Genomic DNA, 22,966 nt, shown 5'->3' on the forward strand with positions numbered 1-22,966 from the left:
TTCCCCTTTTTTTTTCAACTCCTCCAAAAATGAAATCTATTTATATCGGTTGTATGGCACTACTGTTGTGGTGTCAATATGAAATTTCTTTGGCTCAAACTGAGCATCCTTATGTACATGATCCTAGTGCTGTTGTGAAGGAAGGTAATACCTTTTGGTATTTTTCGACTGGATGGGGAATTACGCCAGCATTTTCAAAAGATTTGAAACATTGGGAAACCAAAACGCCTCCCATATTCAAAAACGGAGAACATCCTGCTTGGATTGATAGCACTGTAAAAGGCTTCAAGGGGCATTTTTGGGCACCTGATGTGATTTTTATGAATGGAAAATATCATGTGTATTATTCATGTTCAACTTTTGGTTCCCCAACCTCTGCTATTGGATTGGTGACGTCATCAAGCCTTAATCCTGATAGTCACAACTACGGATGGACAGACCAAGGTATGGTCGTAAAGTCACAAGAGAAAAAGGATTTTAATGCCATCGATCCAAGCATTTTGAAAGATGCTGATGGACGGGTATATATGGCGTATGGTTCTTTTCATGCGGGTATTGCAGGGGTTGAGTTGGATACTTTAACAGGTAAGATCAAAGTGGGAGCTTCAATTGTAAAATTAGCTGGTGGTCGCGAATCCGATTGGGAAGCGTCCTGTTTGATTCGTGAAGGAAAGTACTATTATCTTTTCGTGAATAATGGCTTATGTTGTAAGGGTTTGAATAGTACCTATTATATCGTGGTGGGTCGTTCGGAAAACCCATTGGGACCTTTCATAGATCAATCTGGTCGTAAGCTTACCGAAGGTGGCGGTACAGTTTTGCTTCGCAGTCAAGATACGAGGTTGGGACCTGGACATGTGGGATTACTACGTGATGGAAAAAAACTTATTACTTCCATACATTTCTACGATGCTTTAGAAGAAGGAAAGTCAAAGTTTGGATTGATAAATATGAAATTCAAAAATGATTGGCCAGTGCTTTCTTGGAAGTAACATAGATAGCCCATTTTTTCAAAACTGAATACTCCTATCCTTTTCTGTAGATGTTTAAGTATTCAAATCATTTGTTTACAGGGGCTTATGGGGTATAATTTTTATAATCTTCTAAATTTTTCTCATTATTTTTTGTATTAATCAAATATTTGATTTAAAATTGTGTCATAATAACACGTTTTGAATAATCATAGCGATTTGTATTTCATAAATAGTGTATAGTGGGGGAATCACTGGTTCCCTTCACTTCCTGAAAAAGGATTAAAATTGAAATAATTTCTTCATTTTAGTCCTTTTTTGAGTGAAAATAAGTTATTTCGATGTTTTAAAGTAGAAAATAAATCTCACAAGGCTTATTTTCCACTTTACCTTAATCGAATAACTTATTTTACTAGGAGTAATCAGGCTATTTATGACAAAGCCCAAAGCTTTATAAAAACTATAACAAATAATGTTAACAAGATACAATCATAGTACTCGAATCCTTATAGCCCTCGACTGTATTGTATTTGGGTTTGATGGAGAAGAGTTGAAGTTATTATTAATCAAACGTGATTTTGAACCTGAGCGTGGCAAGTGGTCATTGATGGGTGGTTTCTTGAATGAGGATGAGGATTTAGAGGTAGCAGCCAACCGTATTTTGTACGACTTGACAGGTTTGAAGGATATATATTTCGAAGAAATTAAGACATTTGGTGAAATCAATCGTGACCCAGTGGAGCGAACAGTTTCAGTTTGTTTTTTTGCTTTGATTAATATCCACGCACACAGTCAGGATGCAGCAAAAGCACAAAATGCATTTTGGATTAGTCTGAAAGACCGCCCAGATTTGATTTTTGATCATAGCAATATGGTTGATTTGGCGCTTGAAAGATTGCGATATCGTGCAGCCTTGCATCCGATTGGGTTTGAGTTATTGCCTGAGAAATTTACGATTCCTCAATTGCAAAAACTTTATGAAGCGATTTATGATACGCCTTTGGACCGACGCAATTTTAGCCGTAAGATTCTATCGACAAAATTATTGATAGACACAGGCGAGAAAAACGAAAATTCGGCGACCAAAAAGGCGATTTTATATAAATTAGATCAAGAAAAATATCAGAAACAGTTTAATGCTTTTCATTATTTTGTGTCTGATTTTAAAGTCTAAAGCACTAAAATACTAAGAGCGAATAAGTGAAGCCATATAAATCTGAATAGGACATGAGTATTTTGTAAATAACTTGTGCTTAGGGAAATAACAAAAGGTTTATAAGAAAAAATACTTATTCGCTTTTTTGAAAAATAAAATTGTGTCAATTTAACGCATTTGGCTGATTTCAGCTCGGCTTTAAACATATATTCAACGAATGAAAAATCAATTTGTAATCGGAGTTGATTACGGAACAGACTCGGTAAGAGCATTGGTAGTAAATACCGCAACAGGCGAAGAAGTTGGTACAGCCGTTCATTATTATGCTCGTTGGAAGCAAGGTTTGTATTGCGACCCTGCTTCATCACAGTTTAGACAACACCCTTTGGATTATTTAGAGGGATTGCAAAATTCGATAGCTGGAGCATTAGAAGGTGTGAGCGATGAGGTAAAACAAAATATTGTAGGTATTTCGGTAGATACTACTGGCTCAACTCCCGTAGCTGTTGACCAAAACGGTACACCTTTGGCTTTGTTGCCAGAATTTGCTGAAAATCCGAATGGTATGTTTATTCTTTGGAAAGATCATACTGCCAATGCTGAAGCTGAGGAAATCAATCACTTGGCACATCATTGGGATACGGATTTTACGAAATATGTTGGTGGAATTTATTCGTCTGAATGGTTTTGGGCAAAAATCCTTCGTACCCTACGTGTTGATGAAACCATTCGTGAAAAGGCGTACTCTTGGGTAGAACACTGTGACTGGATTTCGGCCGTATTGACAGGAAATACCGATCCAATCGCCATGAAAAGAAGCCGTTGTGCTGCGGGTCATAAAGCTCTTTGGCATCAAGAGTTTGAAGGTCTTCCTTCTGAAGAATTTTTGACAAAATTAGATCCACTTTTGGGTGGGTTAAGAGATAGACTTTTTAGCGAAACTTATACTTCAGACAATAGTATGGGTACCATTTCAAAAGAATGGGCTGATAAACTAGGTATTTCAGATAAAGCTGTAATTGGTGTAGGTGCTTTTGACTGTCACATGGGGGCAGTTGGGGCAGACATTCAACCTTACTCTTTGTGTAAAGTAATAGGAACGTCTACTTGCGACATGTTGGTAGCACCAAACGAGGAAATTGGACATTTGTTGATTCGTGGTATTTGTGGTCAAGTAGATGGTTCAATAATTCCTGGCATGTTAGGAATGGAAGCTGGACAATCGGCATTTGGCGATTTGTATGCTTGGTTCCAAAAGGTGATTGTAGGACCTGTGCGTGATTTATTGGGTCAGGAAGCAGCCGACAAACTTAGCGCCGAATTGATTCCTTACCTTTCAGAAAAAGCTTTGGAATTGCCTGTAAAAGCTACCGATATTGTCTCTGTTGACTGGATGAATGGTCGTCGTACACCCGATGCAAATCATACCCTCAAGGGAGGAATCATTGGCTTAAACTTGGGTAGCGATGCTGTGAAAATCTTTAAATCGCTAGTTGAGGCAACCGCTTTTGGAGCTCGTGCTATTTCTGACAGATTCCAACAAGAAGGTGTACCTATCAAGCAAGTTATTGCCATTGGTGGAGTAGCCAAAAAATCACCATTTGTAATGCAAACCTTGGCAGATGTATTGAATATGCCGATTAAGGTAGCGAGTTCAGATCAGGCTTGTGCTTTGGGTGCAGCGATTTGTGCTTCGGTTGCAGCTGGTGTATATCCAGATATGGCCTCGGCACAGAAAAATATGGCTTCAGCATTTGATGCAACTTACGAACCTCGTCCAGAAGTTGTGCCTATCTACGAAGCATTATATCAAAGATACCAAGGCATCGGTCAGTATATCGAGGAGAATATATAAATAGCAGTCGGCATTCAGCAGTCAGCTTTCAGTTTTTCCCGATAGCCGACTGCCGATAGCCGATTGCCAAATCTAGTTCCAAAAAAATATAACATCAAGACAATCAGAACAATGAGTAATTTAAAAACATTTGGCGGTTTGCCATTAGAAGTGTGGTTTGTAACAGGTAGCCAACATTTATACGGTGAAGAAACACTTCGTCAGGTAGATGAGCATTCGAAAATCATTGCGGACTCGTTCCAAGCATCTTCGATTATCCCTGTAAATGTGATTTTCAAGCCAGTGGTGAAAACACCAGATGAAATTTATAATATCTGTCAGGAGGCAAACTTCGCTCCTAACTGTATTGGTATTGTCGCATGGATGCACACTTTTTCTCCAGCAAAAATGTGGATTCGTGGTTTGAATATTTTGAAAAAACCATTGTTGCACTTACATACACAGTTCAACCGTGATATTCCTTGGTCGAGCATCGACATGGACTTTATGAACCTCAACCAATCGGCACATGGTGACCGTGAGTTTGGTTTCATTATGTCTCGTATGCGTTTGAGCCGTAAAGTTGTGGTTGGTCACTGGCAGCAAGAAGATGTTTTACAAAAAATCAATGTTTGGGCACGTGTAGCGGCAGGTCGTTTCGAAATGCAACGTTTGAAAGTGGTTCGTTTCGGTGACAATATGCGTCAAGTAGCAGTAACAGATGGCGATAAAGTAGGTGCTGAAATGACTTTTGGATTCTCAGTAAATACACACGGTGTTGGTGATTTAGTAAAGGTAATCAACCAATTCTCTGATGCTGAAATCAACCAATTGGTAAAAGAATACGAAGATACTTACCAAGTAATGGATTCTTTGAAAGCAGGTGGTGCTATGCGTGAGTCTTTGTTTGAAGCAGCACGTATCGAACTTGGTTTGAAAGCATTCTTAGAAGATGGTGGCTTTGGTGCCTATACCAATACTTTCGAAGATTTGTATGGTATGAAACAACTACCAGGTATCGGATCTCAACGTATGATGGCCGCTGGCTATGGTTACGGTGGTGAAGGTGACTGGAAGACTTCTGCTATGGTTCGTGTCATGAAATTCATGGCTAGTGGTTTGGAAGGAGGTAATTCTTTCATGGAAGATTATACTTACCATTTCGATCCAGCTAATCCAATGGTTTTGGGTGCACACATGTTGGAAATCTGTCCAAGTATTGCTAAAGGTGCTGTAAAATGTGAAGTACATCCATTAGGAATTGGTGGTAAAGAAGATCCAGTACGTTTGGTATTCAATGGTGGTGCTGGTGCAGCCTTGAACGTTTCTTTGATTGATATGGGTAACCGTTTCAGAATCTTGGTAAATGAAGTAGACGGCGTAGATGTAACAGAAGAATTACCAAAATTGCCAGTAGCGCGCGTATTGTGGAAACCACAACCAGATATGGCAACAGGATGTGCTGCATGGATTTTGGCTGGTGGTGCTCACCATACAGTATTTAGCCAAAACCTTACTACAGAATATATCGAGGATTTAGCTGATATGTTTGGCGTAGAGTTAGTCGTAATCAATAAAGATACTCAGTTGCGTAATCTTAAAAATGAGTTGCGTTGGAATGAAGTAGCATTCAAATAATCCTAAACGAGCGAGTAGTGTTCTCGACACTATTCGCTCGTTAAACCTTGCAAGTAATACGGCAGAATTTTGAGTGATGAATGGTGTTTAAAATATACTCATTGCTTTAAAGACTGCACTCAAACTGTCCTCCTAAATTAATTAACTAAACTATGAAAAAATGGATTTCGACATTAGCGCTTGCAGCTATGTCATTACAAGGATTTGCTCAAAACGAAGTAACGCTTGATGCCTCGCAAGCTAAAACTCAAATCAACCGTCAGATATATGGTCACTTTGCGGAACATTTGGGGGCTTGTATTTATGGAGGTTTGTATGTTGGTGAAAATAACACGAAGATTCCAAACATCAACGGTGCTCGTAAGGATGTAATTGAGGCCTTGAAAAAAATGAAGATTCCTAATCTTCGTTGGCCAGGGGGATGTTTTGCCGATACTTACCACTGGAAAGATGGTATTGGTCCTAAAAAACAACGTCCTTCAATCGTTAATGCTTGGTGGGGTGGTGTTACAGAGGATAATAGCTTTGGTACACATGATTTTTTGAATTTGTGTAAAGAATTAGGTACAGAACCATACTTGGCTGGTAACGTGGGTAGTGGTACGGTAAAAGAATTGTCTGACTGGGTTCAATACGTAAACCATAATGGCGTAAGTCCAATGGCAAATTTGCGTAAAGAAAACGGACAGGATAAAGCTTGGGGTGTGAAGTTCTGGGGTGTTGGAAACGAAGCTTGGGGTTGCGGTGGTAATATGAAGGCTGAATATTATGCCAACATTTATCGTCAATATGCCACTTTTATGACGGATTGGGATAACGGTTCGAAGTTGTTTAGAATTGCTTCTGGAGCCAACTCGAAAGATTATAATTGGACGGAAGTATTGATGCGTGATATTCCTCACCACATGTTGGAGGGTATTGCGTTACACCATTATTCTGTTATTAATTGGGACAAAAAAGGTCCAGCAGCGAATTTTACAGAAGAACATTATTTCAAAACGATGCAACAAGCTTTGTTTATGGACGAGCTTATCCAAAAGCATACTGCGATTATGGATAAATACGATCCTAAAAAGAAAGTTGCTTTGGTAGTTGACGAATGGGGCGGCTGGTATGAAGTTGAACAAGGAACAAACCCAGGGTTTTTGTACCAACAAAATACCATGCGTGATGCTGTGTTAGCGGGTGCAACTTTGAATATTTTCCACAAACATTCTGAACGTGTGAGAATGGCAAACTTGGCTCAAATCGTAAACGTGTTGCAGGCAGTTGTGCTAACAAAGGAGGAAAAAATGATTTTGACTCCAACTTACCACGTCATGGAAATGTACAATGTTCACCAAGATGCGACCAATATTCCTGTTGAAATAAAGTCGAATGACTATGTATTTGGTACTGAAAAATTGCCAGCGGTTTCGGTTTCGGCTTCAAAAGACCAAGCGGGTGTTGTTCATATTTCATTAACTAACATTGACATTAACAAAGGACAAGAGATTTCTATCAACTTGAAAGGAATCACGGCGAAAGCGGTTACAGGTCGTGTGTTAACGTCGGCAAAAGTACAAGACCACAATACTTTTGATAATCCTGAAAAAGTAAAGCCAACTACTTTTACAGGGGCAAGTATTTCTGGAGGTACGCTTAAAGTAAAATTACCTGCTACTTCGGTAGTAGTATTGGAGCTGAAATAATAAAGCTTTTACTATACAATTGTAAAAACTCGCTAGAAACCTCTTGCGAGTCTTTTACCTAAAATTAATTACAATCATGACTTATCAATCTCTACGTGAGGAATGTTATGAAGCAAACATGCAGCTTCCTAAACTAGGTTTGGTGCTTTTTACTTTTGGTAATGTAAGTGCTGTTGACCGTTCGCAAGCGGTGTTTGCTATCAAACCAAGTGGTGTACCTTATGAGTTTTTGAAACTTGAGGATATCGTTATTATGGACTATGATGCCAAAGTGGTAGATGGCAAAATGCGTCCTTCATCAGATACCAAAACACATGCTCAGTTATATAAAAACTGGGAAGGTATTGGCGGAATCACACATACACATAGTACGTATGCTGTGGCTTGGTCACAAGCTGGTTTAGACATTCCTATCTTCGGAACTACGCATGCGGATCATACTCACCAAGATATTCCATGCGCACCTGTGTTGACTGACGAAATGATTGAAGGTGATTATGAATTTGAAACGGGTAATCAAATCTTCAACTGTTTTGCTGATAAAGGTCTTTCTTACAAAGAAATGGAAATGGTTCTTTTACAAAACCATGGACCATTTACTTGGGGAAAAACGGCTGAAAAGTCAGTTTATAGCGCAGCTGTTCTAGAAGAAGTCGCACGTATGGCTTATTTGACATTACAAATCAATCCTAATACCCCACGCATTAAAGACACTTTGCGCTTAAAGCATTATGAGCGTAAGCATGGCAAAAATGCGTATTACGGTCAAGGATGCTAAGTGATGAGTTTAGATTTCTGAGTTTTGAAAACTAAGTATTATAGCGCATTTCTCTAAAAGTAAAAAAGGTTTCGCTATTGGTTTTTATTTTCTTGAAAACTAATAGCGAAACAACCTACAAGTCAAACACTATAAAATAAATAAGCGTACTGAGTTGAGAAGATAAGGAAGGTTTTTATTAACTAAACTTTTCATTCTCAATTCGGTACAGAAACGTAATTTTCAAATTAAACCTAAAAGCCCTTGGTGAAGCCTCACCATCTTTTATCACCTTCTATTAATCTATGAAGCTCGGATTAGAATCTCTCGACTACATTATCTTTTTTGTGTACTTCGTTATCGTGGCAAGCTACGGTTATTGGGTTTACAAAAATAAGGGTAAGCAAACTGCTGACTCAAAAGACTTTTTCTTGGCGGAAGGTTCACTTACTTGGTGGGCTATTGGTTCGTCGATTATTGCCTCAAATATCTCAGCCGAACAATTTATCGGTATGAGTGGACAGGCTTTTCAATTAGGTATTGCTATTTCGGTGTACGAATTGGTGGGAGCTTTCTCGCTGATTTTGATTGCGGTATTCTTTTTACCGATGTATATCCGAAACAATATTTACACTATGCCACAGTTTTTGGCAAGTCGCTATGACAATCGTATCAGTACGATTATGGCAGTATTCTGGTTGTTTTTGTACATTTTGGTCAACCTAACTTCTATTATCTACCTAGGAGCATTGAGTCTTGAGACGATGACAGGCTTTAGTTTTATGGCTTGTGCAACCTTCTTGACCATATTTGCGATTTTTATTACCCTTGGAGGTATGAAGGTAATTGGTTATACCGATGTAATTCAGGTTGTTTGTTTGGTCGTAGGTGGTTTGGCAACGACTTACTTGGCATTAGATTTACTTTCAGCAAAAGTGGGTTCTGGAGCAGGTATTTTCGAAGGCTTAAGTTTGATTAAAGACAAAGCGGATAGTCATTTGCACATGATTTTTGCCAAAGGACAATACCAAGTGCATGATGGTCAGGGAGGTATGATTGATGCGTACAACCAATTGCCAGGCTTATTAATGTTTATTGTTGGTGGTCAATGGATTGTAAACCTTAATTACTTTGGTTGTAATCAATATATCACGCAACGCGCTTTAGGTGCAGACTTAAAAACAGCTCGTTCAGGTTTGTTGTTTGCTTCATTCCTCAAAATGTTGATGCCAATCATTGTTGTATTACCAGGTTTGGCAGCGTATGTACTATTCCAAGAAAATGCAGATATGGCAATTGTCGAAGGAATTAGAGAAGGCGGTATTGTGAAACCAGACAATGCATATCCAGTTTTGTTAAATATCCTTCCTACAGGTTTGAAAGGTATGGCGTTTGCAGCACTTACCGCAGCGATTGTAGCGTCATTGGCAGGAAAAGCCAACAGTATCTCGACGATTTATGTATTGGATATTCATAAGAAATTCTTCGCACCAGACCTAAACGAAAAGCAAATGGTATGGATGGGTCGTGTATCTATTGTAGTGTCTTTTGTAATTGCATTGGCTATTAGTCCATTGTTGAAAAACTTAGGTCAAGGTTTCCAATACATTCAAGAATACACAGGATTTATTTCTCCAGGTATCTTAGCAATTTTCTTGTTAGGTTTCTTCTGGAAAAAGGCTACTGCCAACGGTGCATTAGCTGCTACTATCTTGAGTATTCCGATGTCGGCATTGTTAAAAGTTCAAGCGCCAGATATGCCTTTCCTTAACCGTATGGGTGTTGTATTCTGGATTTGTGCACTGGTAACTGTTGTCATCAGTTTAATTGAATCAAAAGGAAAAGACCATCCAAAAGCTTTTGTTGTGGATAGTACTTGGTTTAAATCTGACAAAGCTTTCCGTTTTGGTGCACTATTGATTACTGCCGTTGTCGTATTGATTTATACGATATTCTGGTAAGATTTTCGATTTGAAAATTTGAAGATTTTATAATTTGAAAATGAATTTGTATCTGTGGCGAGTACTCCTAACCATGGATACAAATTTCAATAAATCACTTAACCACTAATTCAATAAATCACTCAATACTTATACCCACCCAATATTTCAGTTATTGATATGAAAATTCGATTTTTTTTAGGACTCTTTGTTGGAATGCTTCTTGGACTTGGAACAACATCTATGGCACAGAATGATGTCTATTTGTTTTCTTCTTTCAGAGATAATGGTCAAGATGGTTTGCATTTGGCTTATAGTTATGATGGTTATAATTGGACTGCATTGAAAAAGGATAGTTCATTTTTACGTCCAACAGTTAGCAAAGACAAGCTCATGCGTGACCCTTGTATTTTGAAAGGTCCAGATGGTTACTTTCACATGGTATGGACAGTTTCTTGGAATGACCTTGGCATCGGCTATGCACGTTCGAAAGATTTGGTGCATTGGTCAGAACAACAATTTATCCCTGTGATGGCACATGAGCCAACTGCGCTCAACTGCTGGGCACCAGAGATTAATTATGATGCTAAAACCAAGGAATATTTGATTTATTGGGCTACTACCATTCCTGATAGATTTGCCAGTACCGAAGGTGGCAAAGGCGATGGCAAATACAACCACCGTATGTATTCGACTTCAACAAAGGATTTCAAGACATTTACCCCTACTCGCTTATTTTATGACCCTGGTTTCAACGTAATCGATGTATCAATTTTTCAAGTTTCCAAGAAAAAATATGCTATGATTATGAAAGATGAGACCAAAAACCCTGTAAAAAAGAATTTGAAGCTTGCTTTGAGCAAACATTTGAACAGTGGTTTTTCGCCTGCATCTGAACCAATCTCAAAATTAGATTGGATTGAAGGACCAACGGTAACTAAAATTGGTGAGGATTGGGTTGTATATTTCGACCAATATACACGCCACAAAATGGGAGCTTTGAAATCGAAAGACCTAAAAAATTGGATAGATATTTCTGAAGAAGTTCATTTTCCGAAGGGTACTCGTCATGGAACGGTATTTAAGGCAAGTAAGGCAGATGTTGAGTTTTTACTAAAACAATAATTTTTGTGATGCAAAATGCTCTAATTTTTGATATGGACGGAACCATGGTGGACAACATGATGGTTCATCATCGTGCATGGCAAAAGAAACTCGCCGAACTAGGGAAAGAAATGACTTTGGAGGAAGTTATCGCTACATGTCATGGCAAAAATGATGAAATTTTACAGCGTATTTTTGGAGAGCAATACTCTTTTGAAGAACGTGATAAAATTTCATTTGAGAAAGAGGCAATTTACCGAGAGGTATTTTTGCCTGAACTCAGATTGGTGGATGGGTTAGCACAATTGCTACAAACGGCTCATGAAGCTGGTATTCCGATAGGTATTGGTACAGCGGCGCGTGCCGAAAATGTAGATTTTGTGTTAGACAATTTGAACATTCGTCATTATTTCAAGTCGATTGTTTGCGATCGCGATGTGACTTTGGGTAAACCAGACCCAACAGTGTTTTTTAAGGTAGCCGACCAATTGGACGTGCCTTACGAGCAATGTTTGGTATTTGAGGATTCGCCCACAGGAGCCCGCACCGCACTCAATGCTGGAATGAAGGCTGTCATTATTACTACGACGCACAAAGCGGACGAGTTTGACGGGTTTGCAAGCGTATTGTTTTGCGTGCCCGATTACACAACCCTTAATCTGTTTTCAACTTTAAAACGTATTTGACATGAAATTTTTTATTGACACTGCCAATTTGCAGGAAATTCAAGAAGCACAAAATTTAGGTGTATTAGATGGTGTAACAACCAACCCATCATTGATGGCGAAAGAAGGCATCAGTGGCAAAGACAATATCATTGCACATTACAAAGCTATCTGCGCTATCGTTGATGGAGATGTAAGTGCCGAAGTAATCTCAACTGATTATGAAGGCATGATTGCTGAGGGAGAAATACTTGCAGCATTGGATGAAAAAATCGTAGTGAAAGTTCCTATGATTAAAGATGGTATCCGTGCGATTCGCTATTTTTCTGATAAAGGAATTAAAACCAACTGTACTTTAGTGTTTTCAGCGGGACAAGCTTTATTAGCGGCAAAAGCTGGTGCAACTTATGTTTCTCCGTTCGTGGGTCGTTTAGATGATATTTCTTTTGATGGCACTGAATTAATCGAGCAAATTCGTACGATTTATGACAATTATGGTTTCGAAACAGAAATTCTAGCGGCATCTATCCGCCATCCTGTGCATATTCTTAAGTGTGCTGAAATCGGTGCGGATGTGATGACTGGTCCTTTGAGTGCTATCTTGGCATTACTTAAACATCCTTTGACTGACATCGGTCTAGAGAAGTTTATGAAGGATATGGCAGGAAAGTGGAACTAATTGAGCGTGGCGTTTTGAATTATTAGAAAAAAAATAGGCAATTTTGGATAGGATTTTTGATTTCAAGATATGGGAAACTTTATCAATTCGAAATCAAAAATCCGACATCCGATATAATTCTTGATAACCCAAATGTTTCCATTTTACAGTAAAAAAACTATGAAAAAAAACAATCTTCTCGTAGCAAGTTTATTAACAGCCAGTTTATTGTGGGCTTGCGAAAGTAAAAAATCTGAATCTACTCAAGGTACTTCTGATAGCTTGAAAATCGAACAATCGGCTTTCGGAAAAGTTTCTGATAGTACACAAGCTACGCTTTACACCTTGCACAATGCAGCAGGAACTACCGTTCAAATCTCTGATTTTGGGGGTACGATTGTATCGTGGACAGCTCCAGACAAAAATGGTAAATTTGATGATATTACACTCGGATGTGATTCACTTGCGGGTTATCAAAAAGGTGTTCCGTATTTCGGCGCTTTGATTGGTCGCTATGGCAACCGTATCGCCAAAGGACAATTTACATTGGATGGTAAAAGCTATTCACTTGCTAAAAACAACGGACCAAATGCTTTGCATGGTGGTTTGAAGGGATTTGATAAAGTTCTTTGGAAAGCTACTCCAATTGAAGGTGAAGAGCCATCATTGAAATTGACTTACACCGCAAAAGATGGTGAGGAAGGCTACCCAGGTAATTTGTCAGTAGAAGTTGTTTATACTTTGCAAAAAGATAATTCATTAAAAATCGACTATAAAGCAACTACAGACAAAGCGACGGTTGTAAACTTGACAAACCATGCTTATTTCAACTTGAAAGGTGGTTTTGATAGCGATATCCTAGATCATGAAGTAACTTTAAATGCTGATAAATTCTTACCAGTAGACGCAACGTTGATTCCAACTGGAGAATTGAAGCCAGTAGCTGGAACTCCATTTGATTTTACAAAGTCATCTAAAATTGGTGCTAGAATCAATGATACTAAGGATGAGCAAATTAAATTTGGATTAGGATATGATCATTGCTGGGTATTAACAGACTCAACAAAGAATTTGAAATTAGCAGCTTCTGTATATGAGCCAACAAGCGGTCGTGTGTTGGAAGTATTCACAACAGAGCCAGCTATTCAGTTTTATACGGGTAACTTCTTGGATGGAACTATCACAGGAAAAGGCGGTAAAGTGTATAAGCATCGCTTTGGTCTTTGTTTAGAAACACAACACTATCCAGATTCTCCAAACAAACCAAAATTCCCAAGTACAGTTTTGAAGCCTGGTGAAACTTACGAAACAACAACTGTTTATAAGTTTTCGGTAAAGAAATAAGAAAAATACAAAATACTGAATGGAAGACAGCTCTTGAAGGGCTGTCTTTTTTTGTTTATCTCAAAATGGTAAATTAGATTTTTACTATTTTATGTATGATTATAAGATGAAAAATTTGGAAAAGTCCTATTTTTTTGGGCAACTCCCGACATCTACACTAATTTTGTAACAAAGCATGATATATTTTAAAAGTAACATATTGCCCATTTTTGCTTTGATGCTATCAGTAATGGTTATTAGCTACAGCATTACAGGGCGAACTATGTTGCAATATCAATGCGAAAATGGCCTATTGGCCAAATTGACGCTCGAACAAGCAGATACCTATTTTGATGAAATGACGCTAGCGTTTTCAAAAAACATAGGAAGTATTCTCAAAATATTACATGACTTTGACAAACTAAGTTTCAAATTAGAATTTAATTGCCTTAACGCACTCATAAGATTCAAGCCTTCAAATGCGTTAAGTAATATATTTCTTCTCGTTCCGTATCAGTTATTAACCCAATATTATATCGACATCAATGCTCCATGAATTTTGGGTAATATCACTGAACTCTTCAGACATACAATTTATTTTTACAGTTAGGAACAAGCCAAATCACTGAACACCGCCTTTTTGAAGTATCGCATACAAACAGTGATTTAAAAAAAGGCCCAATCATCATTTAACATTACACATTATGTGGAATAAAATTGCCGAGCTAATCATCCGAAATAGATTATTTTGGATTGGATTGATTATAGTATCAACCATTTATATGGGGTATCAAGCGAGTAGAATCCAACTTTCGTATGAGTTTGCTCGAATCCTTCCTGCCAACGACCCTATTGAACAAGAATATCAACGCTTTAGAAAATTATTTGGTGAAGATGGTAGTCTAATGGTGATTGGATACCAATCATCTGAGATGTATAAATTAGATAACTTCAACGATTGGTATGACCTTTCGCAGGCAATCAAAAAACATGAAGGTATCAAGAATGTAATTTCATTGACTAACTTGATTGATTTGAAAGTAAATGAAACAACGAAGCGTTTTGACGTAAAACCTTTGTTGACTCAGAAGCCGAAGTCTCAAGCTGAGGTTGATTCAATCAAAGACAAAATTGCTAATCTGAAGTTCTACGAAGGAATGGTTGTTAATTCGAAAACCAACACTACCTTGATGGCAATTACGTTCAATGAGAAGGATTTGAATTCGAAGAAACGTATTTCAATTGTTCAGGAAATCAGAGACTTAGCTCATCAGTTTGAACTAAAACACAAAACAACACTTCATTTTTCAGGTATGCCTTTTATTCGTACTGCTACGATGCAAAAGGTTTCTCATGAAATGGAATTGTTTATGGGATTGGCGGTATTGGTAACTGCGGCGATTTTATGGTTTTTCTTCCGTTCGGTTCGCTTTACCTTAGTTTCGATTCTTGTGGTGCTGATTGGCGTAGTATTTTCGGTAGGTACATTGGTGATGATGGGCTATAAGATTACGATGCTTACAGGTTTGATTCCACCATTGTTGATTGTGATTGGTGTGCCAAACTGTATTTTCTTGATTAACCGCTACCAAGCTGAGTTGTTAGCGCATGGTGACAAACAATTGGCCATTCGCAACATGATTACGGGTATTGGTTTATCTACATTCTTGGCGAATATGACTACTGCTATTGGTTTTGGGGTATTTTACTTTACTAATAGTAGCTTGTTGGTCGAGTTCGGGGTAGTGTCAGCGCTCAACGTAATGGTAACTTATGTGCTATGTTTGGTGTTGGTTCCTATTTCGGTGTACTATATGGGCTTGCCTCAGGTAAAGCATTTGAAGCATTTGGACGGACAATGGGCAAAGAAATTCTTGTCTTGGATTGACCATACGGTACATAATAACCGCCCAGCGATTTACTTGACGGCGTTGGTGGTTGTGTTGGTATCTGCTTATGGTGTGACCAAAATCAACGTGATTGGTTATGTGGTAGATGATCTTCCTAAAAAGGATCCAATTTATACAGATTTACGCTTTTTCGAAGAAAACTTCAACGGAGTATTGCCGTTTGAAATTATGATTGATACAAAACGTAAAAATGGTGTTTTTGATAATCAAGCAGAGGCTTTGTACAAAATTAAATCGCTTCAAAATCGCTTGAAACAATATAAAGAGTTTTCAAAACCATTATCGATTGTGGAAGCAGTTCGTTTCTTGTATCAATCTTATAAAGGTGGCGAAGCAAGATACTTTATTATGCCAAGTGTGTTTGAGTTGTCAAAACTGTCGGAATATCTTCAAACAGATTCTTCGTCAGCTTCAAAACAAATCAAGCCGTTTTTGAACGATGATAAAAGTATCACACGTATCAGTTACCAAATGGCTGATGTGGGTTCGGTTCGTATCAAAGAACTGATGAAAGAAATCCAACCACAGGTAGATGAAATTTTCCCGAAAGACCAATATAAAGTAAGCCTAACGGGACATAGTTTGGTGTTTTTGAAAAGTAATGATTACTTATTGGGCAACTTGTACGAAAGTTTATTGATTGCCATTGTGTTGATTGCTTTGGTGGGTATGGTACTTTTCCGTTCGATTCCTATCATTATTTTATCAAAATTGCCTTGCTTGATTCCATTGGCATTGACAGCGGGAATTATGGGCTTTTTTGATATTCACTTCAAGCCTTCAACAATTCTGATCTTTAGTATTACCTTCGGTATTGCTTCGGATGGAACAGTTTATTTCTTGACACGCTATCGTCAAGAATTGGAAGATAAAGGCAATAGCGTTCGCGAATCGATTACTAATACGATTTTTGGAACAGGTTTAAGTATGATTTATACTGCGATAATATTGTTTTGCGGCTTCTCTATTTTTGCAGCTTCAAGTTTTGGTGGAACTGCTGCTATGGGTGTGATGGTTTCTATTACACTTTTGATTGCGATGTGTACCAACTTGATTTTGTTACCAGCATTGTTGTTGACAATCAATCGTAAAAAATTGGATGTTAGAAAAACTAAAGCTGTAGTGTTGGAAGAACAATAAGATTGCTTTAAGCAGAATATAATATACCAGAGGGATGATTGTTTTAAACAATCATCCCTCTTTTGTTTTTGACCGAATAATAGATTATGATGTTTTATGAATGTTGAATTGCCTATTTTGCATAAAATCTATCATAACACACTTTTTAATCTCTTATGAAACACCTACTACCACTTTCTATCCTAAAACAGTCTGTTTTAGCGATGATTTTGTCCCTACTTTTTACCTCATGTAACGTTCTCAAAAATGAGGTTGACAAAATTGATTTGACCAAACCCCTCAATAAAGCCGAACCTGCCTTAAGTGATTTAACCTCAAAAGCAGGAGAAAACTTTGTACTGGGTGCTACCAAAGCCCTACCACATGCTGCTTCTGGACTGAAGGGATTTGCAGATACGCTGAACCCTGATATTAAAAAACTCATTCATGCGATTGCTATTGCAGGCGATACCACCAATATTCAGTTGACAAAATTGGGAGATAATCTGCATTGGCAAATTGGGCGGCTCAAAGGCGATTTGAAATTCACCGATGAATTGGTTGTCAAAATCATGCGAACACTCGACAAAAATTCGCAAAGACTTTTGACTAATATGCTTCAAAATGCCTTGGATTCCATGAATAGCCCTGCCTCTAAAGCAAAATTGGATTCAATTATTGGTAATATCTTAAGTGAAAAAACTTCTATGCGTACCCAACAATTAGTCAATAATACCCTTCAACCGACCATAGATACGCTCACAAGTAGGATTGACAAGATTGTTCATAAAGATATACCTTTCGTACAGCGTCAAGCCTCCATGATAATCGGAGGTATCACTTTGGCAGCGTTACTGATTATTGGATTTGTGTGGTATCAACGACGAAAGTATTTGAGACTGATTAAGGTGTTGACTTATCAAATAGACCAAATTGGTGACCAATCTATTTATGATAATCTTACCAAGCATATAAGTTCACAAACTAAAAAGGAAGACCTTGAGCCTTTGTTGAAAAATATCTTGAGCGAACAAGGAATCAATTAATGGTGTGGAGTTTTGAGTTGTGAGTGATGAATTGTCCTTTGCCCTTGCCTAAAATAGGTTGCCCTCAAAACTGAATTCGATTTTAGCTTGTATTCCAAAGCTTGCTACCCAAAGCCAAACAAAAAACCACCGTACAAAATGCGCGGTGGTTTATTCAGTGCATTACAATATCATAATACACCTTGTCACTATTTCTATGATTTATTATCCAAAAAACTACTGCATTTGCATACCGTCCATCGATGAGGCATTTTTAGAACTTCTCTTAAATATGCTCATATCCATCTGTCCAAAACGAATCGAGAGGTTCAATCTCACCAATTGTGGGTTATTCAAACGATAGTAAGTTTGTGTAAATCCTTCACCGTACGATACTTGTGTGTTTCCTCTAGTTCTGAAAATATCGTTAACCGAAAGTGTTGCCGAGGCAATATCATTTTTCAAGAAACTCTTCTTGATGGCAATGTCAACTCCATAAAAAGGTTTGATATACCCTTGTGATGAACTTTGTGCCTGACTCATTGGAGGACCAAAACCTTGGTTTTGAGTAATTGGCATATTGGTTTTGCCTTGATAGTCACCCGAAAGCTGGATTACCCATTTTTGAGGTAAAGTAAAACTGTTGTTGATTTTACCAAACACTGTCCAAAGAGCATCTGTAGCTTGCGCGTTTTCGATGTTTTGGGTATTGATTTTTGAGTTATAAAAGTTCAAGTTCGCCGTTAAATCCCAAAATGCTTTCAATTTAGTTGTGTAAGTAAACTCAGTACCATACGTTACACTCGAATTGGCATTGATATAGGTATTAATCAGATCCGTTTTACCACTTATTGGGTTGATTTCTTGACTCAAATATCTAGTGATTAGGTTATTAGTATATTTGTAATAGCCCGAAGCTAAGAAAGTTGAATTACCTTTTGAGTGACTATATGATATCTCGCTTGAGGTAGTAAATTCTGGTACCAAGTTGGGATTACCTCTAGTAATATTCAAGCTATCGCTATAATCTACGTAAGGAATTTGTTGGAAAAAGTTTGGTCTATTTACTCTTCTTGTTACGCTCAATTGTAATTGGTCTGTCTTAGATAATTCTCTGGTTAAGAATATCGAAGGGAATAAACTTATTGGATATTCGTTGCTAAATTTTTGGTTGTTGGCTAAAAGCGAACCATCATATTTTGAGCTTTCACCACGTAAACCAACTTTATAAGAAAACAATTTTGGTAATTTTCCAGCAAATGAAACATAAGCAGCATACACATAATTTTCACCTTCATAATTTACAGAAGCAGAAGTAATATCTTTGTAAATATCAGAACCTACAGCTTTTAAGGTGTTGTTATTCAGGTTTTTATTGTAATTGATTTGGATTTTTGCACCAGTTTCTAGAGTGATTTTTCCCTTCAAAGGTTTTACATAGTCTGTCTGAACGGTCAAAACTTTGTTGTTCCCTTCACCAATATTTTTCTGAATTTGATTTCCAGTAATAACATTTTGTGCATTATAATAATTGGTAGAGTAAACTGCATTGGAAGAGTTGTCACCACCAAAGTAGTTTAAGTCAGCAGAAAGTTCTTCTCCTTCTGTTTTGAAGTTTTGTTTAAATCCTAATTGCAAACCTCTTGGTTTGAAAGCTCTTTCCGTATTCGAAAGTCTATTACTAAAGCTCGTAACACCATTAATTTTGGTCGTAATTTTCAAATCTTCAGTTGGATCAAAATTACCTTGTCCGAAGAAACCAGCCACCGAAAGTGTTGCACGGTTTGATACATAGTAGTCCATACCTAAGCGACCAAAAGTCATGTTACCTTTTGTTTTGCTATTGATGTCCTGCGCGATACTCGATTGTGTACCACCAATGGTGCTTGAGCGGTCGCTGTTACCTGTAACGTTGTTACGCATACGCATATTCATAAACATCAATGAAACGTTTACTTTGTTTTGACGAACGCTTAGGTTTCCCATGATATTTGAGCCACCAAAACGGTCAGCCCCTACGTTTACCATACCATTGTAACCACTCTTTTTGTTTTTCTTCAAAACCAAGTTCAAGATACCAGCAGTACTTCCAGAAGCATCGTATTTAGCTGATGGATTGGTGATTACCTCAACTTTTTCGATAGCATCCGCAGGGATTTGGTCTAGGCTCAATGTTGTTGGGCGACCGTCTATGTACAATACAGGAGATGCATTTCTTAGCTTAACATTACCGTCAATGTCTACTTGCAACGAAGGAATATTGCGCATGATGTCTACCGCAGTACCGCCCGAAGTAACTAAGTTTTTAGAAACATTAAAACTCTTTTTGTCAATATCCATTTCCAATAATGGCTTAGAACCGTTAACGGTTACACCATCAAGGAGAGTAGACTCTGAAGCTAATTTGATATTTCCTAGATCTTTGTCCATCGCTGCCATCATTTTCGCCATCATCGCAGGGTCAGGTTGTTGACCTGGCTTTGGTGCGCCACCTTCCATTTTAGGCATAGATACTGCCAAAGGCATTTCCAACGTTTTATAGCCTACCGAACTGATTTTAAGTTTTAATTTAGCCATCATAGGTAAACCAGAAAAACTAAAATCACCATTCAATTGGGTCTGTTGAGCTTTTACCAAAACATCTTTTTCTTTCTTAGTATCCTTGTCAACAACGCTTTTAAGTACTACGACTGAAGCAAATTCTACGGGTTTGCCTTGCTCATCTACTATTTTGCCATACGCTTTCCATTCAGGCATTTTGCCTGCACCACCTGAGGGCATCTGTGCGAATCCCGACATTGAGAAAAGCACCAACATAATTGTTAATATCTTATTCATGATTGATAGAGTTAATTCGAGAGTTTATCAGAGGAAATTTTTATTTACTACATTTTGAATAACATCACTCTCTCTTGCGATTGATGATTCAAATTTGCGGGCAATTTCTCGAAATTCCATTCGGCTGTAGACGCAATGATGTGAACTGTATATGGATGAACATCGTGGATTAGAATCTATTCAGTAAGTTTGTTGTCGAAATGAATAACAAGTCACAAGATTATGTGTTTTGTATTAAGTTGTTTAAAATCAACAGATTAAAAATGTCTAACAAAAAGCTATTTAAGCTAAATAAAAAAATAGTCTCAAAGTAGGACTTTTCCATGACTGATAACAACCTTACAATTAATCAATAACATGTTAAACTTATGTTGAAACAAGCCATCAAACCATATACGGGACATATCCTTACGTGGACAATCCTTTATCTGTTTCCCTATATCATTTTTTTGTATGAACCCAGCAAGCTTCAAAAGCTAGATTTTGCTTTTTTCAAAACTCATACAACCAACATGATTGTTTGGGCAATTATTTTTTATTCACACCTGCTTTACATTGGTCCTAAACTATTCTTTTCGACCAAGCGATGGAAATACTTTGGCGTGTTGTTATTAGGAGGGTTGACCTATGCGGGTGTCAATTATTTAATCTCACTGATGGGACCGCCACATCCTGTAAAAGTAGGTACTTTGGATTTTTTGTTTGCTAGAATTATTGGTCCTTTATTTTTTTATACAGTTTGTATTTTGGCAAGTACGATGTTGTTTTTGTATAATGAGCAAGCGCGCCAAAAGGAATTATACAAACAAATGGAATTGGAAAAAACTGTGGCTGAGCTAAATATGCTCAAACTCCAAATTAGTCCTCATTTTTTATTTAATACCCTCAATAATATTCGTTGGCTAGTCCGCAAAAGTCACCCTAATTCGGAAGACACTATTATTAAGCTTTCAGAAATACTTCGATATATTATTTATGAAGTAAGCGATTCGAATGTTGACATCAACAAAGAAATTGAACATCTGAGAAACTATATAGAATTACAAGCTTTGCGATTGCCCATTGAGGGGAAGGTGGAGTTTCAAGTGTCTCCATCTATCAAGCCATATAGCGTTGCACCTTTGCTGTTTATTCATTTTGTCGAGAATGCATTTAAGTACGGAATCGATAGTAAAAATTCACCAGAAATCATTTTTACTTTACAGAATACAGAGCATGGAATTTTGTTTTTGTCAAAAAATAAAGTGCTGTTGAACAAGACAACGCTCAACACAGAGGGTATTGGTCTTAGTAATATCAAACGACGATTAGAACTACTTTATCCTCATAAATATAACTTAGAAATTAATAATCAAGAGGGCTATTTTGAGGTAAAACTTGAACTTATTTTAGATGAAAATTAGATGTATTTTACTTGATGATGAGCCGTTTGCGCTCAATATTCTGGAAGATGACCTACTGCAATTTCCAGAAGTAGAAGTCCTTGGTAAATTTCATGATCCAAGTGATGTACTAGATTTTCTACAAGTTCAGGAGGTAGATGTACTATTCTCGGATATTCAAATGCCTGAGGTTTTGGGAACACAATTTGTCAAAACATTGGAAAATCCTCCCTTGGTGGTTTTTACGACAGCATACAATCAATATGCAGTGGAAGGCTTTGAACTAAATGCGGTAGATTATCTGGTAAAACCAATTCGAAAAGAGAGGATATCGGCTGCGCTTAAAAAGATAGAGGATAGACTAAAATTGAGAACTTTGCCCCCACAAGAGGAAGTTCAACAGTACATTATTGTGAATGCTGAATACAAAAAAGTTAAGATATTTTATGACGAAATTATCTATATCGAAGGCTTAAAAGACTATGTAAAAATCTATATTCACGAAAAAACGTACCCTATTCTGACACGTAGTAATTTGCGAGGAATCGAAAGCCGATTGTCGGAACAAATCTTTGTAAGGATTCACAATTCTTACATTGTCAACAAACAGAAAATCACAGGTTTTCATCATTCGAAAGTCTTATTATCGAAGGTTGAATTACCAGTTGGAAAAAAATATATTGATAATATTAAAGCACTTGAATAAATAAGATACCAAGCTAGAAATTGTATTAATATGGCTAAATGATAACAAAAAAGGGGATTTTGCGTTAGTAATGTTGGAAATGAAGCTGTTTAAACAAATGCAAAACATTTCCAAATAAGTGAGAATTTTGTGGTATCTAATCATAAAATATCACTTACAGGGAATGTTGAGTAAAATACAATAGAGAAGTGGATTATCCCAAATTTATCAATTGGAAGTCGGGGTTTTGAGCCTAAAGTACCTTTAGTT

Annotated in this window: 17 protein-coding genes; 16 read left to right on the forward strand and 1 reads right to left on the reverse strand. The window is 37.4% G+C overall.

The genetic code is table 11. The features are described from left to right. Window positions 1–29: 29 nt before the first annotated feature. The 14 genes from GVN22_RS11730 to GVN22_RS11795 all read left to right on the forward strand — a co-directional run bounded on the left by GVN22_RS11730 (window position 30) and on the right by GVN22_RS11795 (window position 17,812). Window positions 30–992 carry an arabinan endo-1,5-alpha-L-arabinosidase gene (locus GVN22_RS11730; RefSeq protein WP_166551216.1) on the forward strand — a complete coding sequence of 321 codons (963 nt, stop codon included), beginning with the start codon at window positions 30–32 and terminating at the stop codon, window positions 990–992. Window positions 993–1,443: 451 nt separating this feature from the next. Then, entirely contained in the window at window positions 1,444–2,145 is a 702-nt protein-coding gene (locus GVN22_RS11735; RefSeq protein ID WP_166551217.1) for an NUDIX domain-containing protein, read from the forward strand. A 199-nt stretch (window positions 2,146–2,344) separates the two neighbouring features. Continuing rightward, the gene (locus tag GVN22_RS11740; RefSeq protein ID WP_166551218.1) at window positions 2,345–3,982 is read left to right on the forward strand and encodes a ribulokinase; all 1,638 of its coding nucleotides are present in this window, start codon (window positions 2,345–2,347) and stop codon (window positions 3,980–3,982) included. 111 nt (window positions 3,983–4,093) lie between these two features. After that, complete coding sequence (araA, locus tag GVN22_RS11745) at window positions 4,094–5,599, forward strand: L-arabinose isomerase (protein ID WP_166551219.1); 1,506 nt, start codon at window positions 4,094–4,096, stop codon at window positions 5,597–5,599. A 152-nt stretch (window positions 5,600–5,751) separates the two neighbouring features. Further along, window positions 5,752–7,290: an alpha-N-arabinofuranosidase gene (locus tag GVN22_RS11750; RefSeq protein ID WP_166551220.1), complete on the forward strand. Its 1,539-nt coding sequence runs from the start codon at window positions 5,752–5,754 to the stop codon at window positions 7,288–7,290. Between the two features lie 76 nt (window positions 7,291–7,366). Further along, window positions 7,367–8,068, forward strand: coding sequence for an L-ribulose-5-phosphate 4-epimerase (locus GVN22_RS11755; RefSeq protein WP_095168303.1), 702 nt, complete (start codon window positions 7,367–7,369; stop codon window positions 8,066–8,068). A gap of 284 nt (window positions 8,069–8,352) precedes the next feature. After that, on the forward strand, window positions 8,353–10,008 hold the full coding sequence (locus GVN22_RS11760) for a sodium/sugar symporter (protein WP_166551221.1): 1,656 nt from the start codon (window positions 8,353–8,355) through the stop codon (window positions 10,006–10,008). 159 nt (window positions 10,009–10,167) lie between these two features. Further along, window positions 10,168–11,112 (forward strand): glycoside hydrolase family 43 protein, encoded by a 945-nt coding sequence (locus GVN22_RS11765; RefSeq protein WP_166551222.1) that lies wholly within the window; start codon window positions 10,168–10,170, stop codon window positions 11,110–11,112. Between the two features lie 8 nt (window positions 11,113–11,120). After that, complete coding sequence (locus GVN22_RS11770) at window positions 11,121–11,777, forward strand: HAD family phosphatase (RefSeq protein WP_166551223.1); 657 nt, start codon at window positions 11,121–11,123, stop codon at window positions 11,775–11,777. 1 nt (window position 11,778) lies between these two features. Then, window positions 11,779–12,435 (forward strand): fructose-6-phosphate aldolase, encoded by a 657-nt coding sequence (gene fsa, locus GVN22_RS11775; protein WP_166551224.1) that lies wholly within the window; start codon window positions 11,779–11,781, stop codon window positions 12,433–12,435. Between the two features lie 159 nt (window positions 12,436–12,594). After that, window positions 12,595–13,758: an aldose epimerase family protein gene (locus GVN22_RS11780; protein ID WP_166551225.1), complete on the forward strand. Its 1,164-nt coding sequence runs from the start codon at window positions 12,595–12,597 to the stop codon at window positions 13,756–13,758. A gap of 175 nt (window positions 13,759–13,933) precedes the next feature. Beyond that, window positions 13,934–14,293 (forward strand): hypothetical protein, encoded by a 360-nt coding sequence (locus tag GVN22_RS11785; RefSeq protein ID WP_166551226.1) that lies wholly within the window; start codon window positions 13,934–13,936, stop codon window positions 14,291–14,293. Between the two features lie 148 nt (window positions 14,294–14,441). Next, on the forward strand, window positions 14,442–16,787 hold the full coding sequence (locus GVN22_RS11790; protein WP_166551227.1) for an RND family transporter: 2,346 nt from the start codon (window positions 14,442–14,444) through the stop codon (window positions 16,785–16,787). Between the two features lie 155 nt (window positions 16,788–16,942). Next, the gene (locus GVN22_RS11795) at window positions 16,943–17,812 is read left to right on the forward strand and encodes a hypothetical protein (RefSeq protein ID WP_166551228.1); all 870 of its coding nucleotides are present in this window, start codon (window positions 16,943–16,945) and stop codon (window positions 17,810–17,812) included. Window positions 17,813–18,028: 216 nt separating this feature from the next. Here GVN22_RS11795 and GVN22_RS11800 read toward each other — a convergent pair whose 3' ends face one another. Then, window positions 18,029–20,629: a TonB-dependent receptor gene (locus GVN22_RS11800; protein WP_166551229.1), complete on the reverse strand. Its 2,601-nt coding sequence runs from the start codon at window positions 20,627–20,629 to the stop codon at window positions 18,029–18,031. A 368-nt stretch (window positions 20,630–20,997) separates the two neighbouring features. On the opposite strand from GVN22_RS11800, the gene GVN22_RS11805 reads away from it, so the two are divergent. Both GVN22_RS11805 and GVN22_RS11810 read left to right on the forward strand, forming a co-directional pair. Beyond that, window positions 20,998–22,032, forward strand: coding sequence for a sensor histidine kinase (locus GVN22_RS11805; protein WP_166551230.1), 1,035 nt, complete (start codon window positions 20,998–21,000; stop codon window positions 22,030–22,032). Then, a complete protein-coding gene (locus GVN22_RS11810) occupies window positions 22,022–22,717 on the forward strand; it encodes a LytTR family DNA-binding domain-containing protein (protein ID WP_166551231.1) in 696 nt (231 codons plus the stop codon). Before GVN22_RS11805 ends, GVN22_RS11810 begins: the two co-directional genes overlap by 11 nt. The last annotated feature ends 249 nt before the right edge of the window (window positions 22,718–22,966 follow it).

Source organism: Cellulophaga sp. BC115SP (assembly GCF_009905545.1).
Taxonomy (GTDB): Bacteria; Bacteroidota; Bacteroidia; order Cytophagales; family Spirosomataceae; genus Flectobacillus; species Flectobacillus rivi.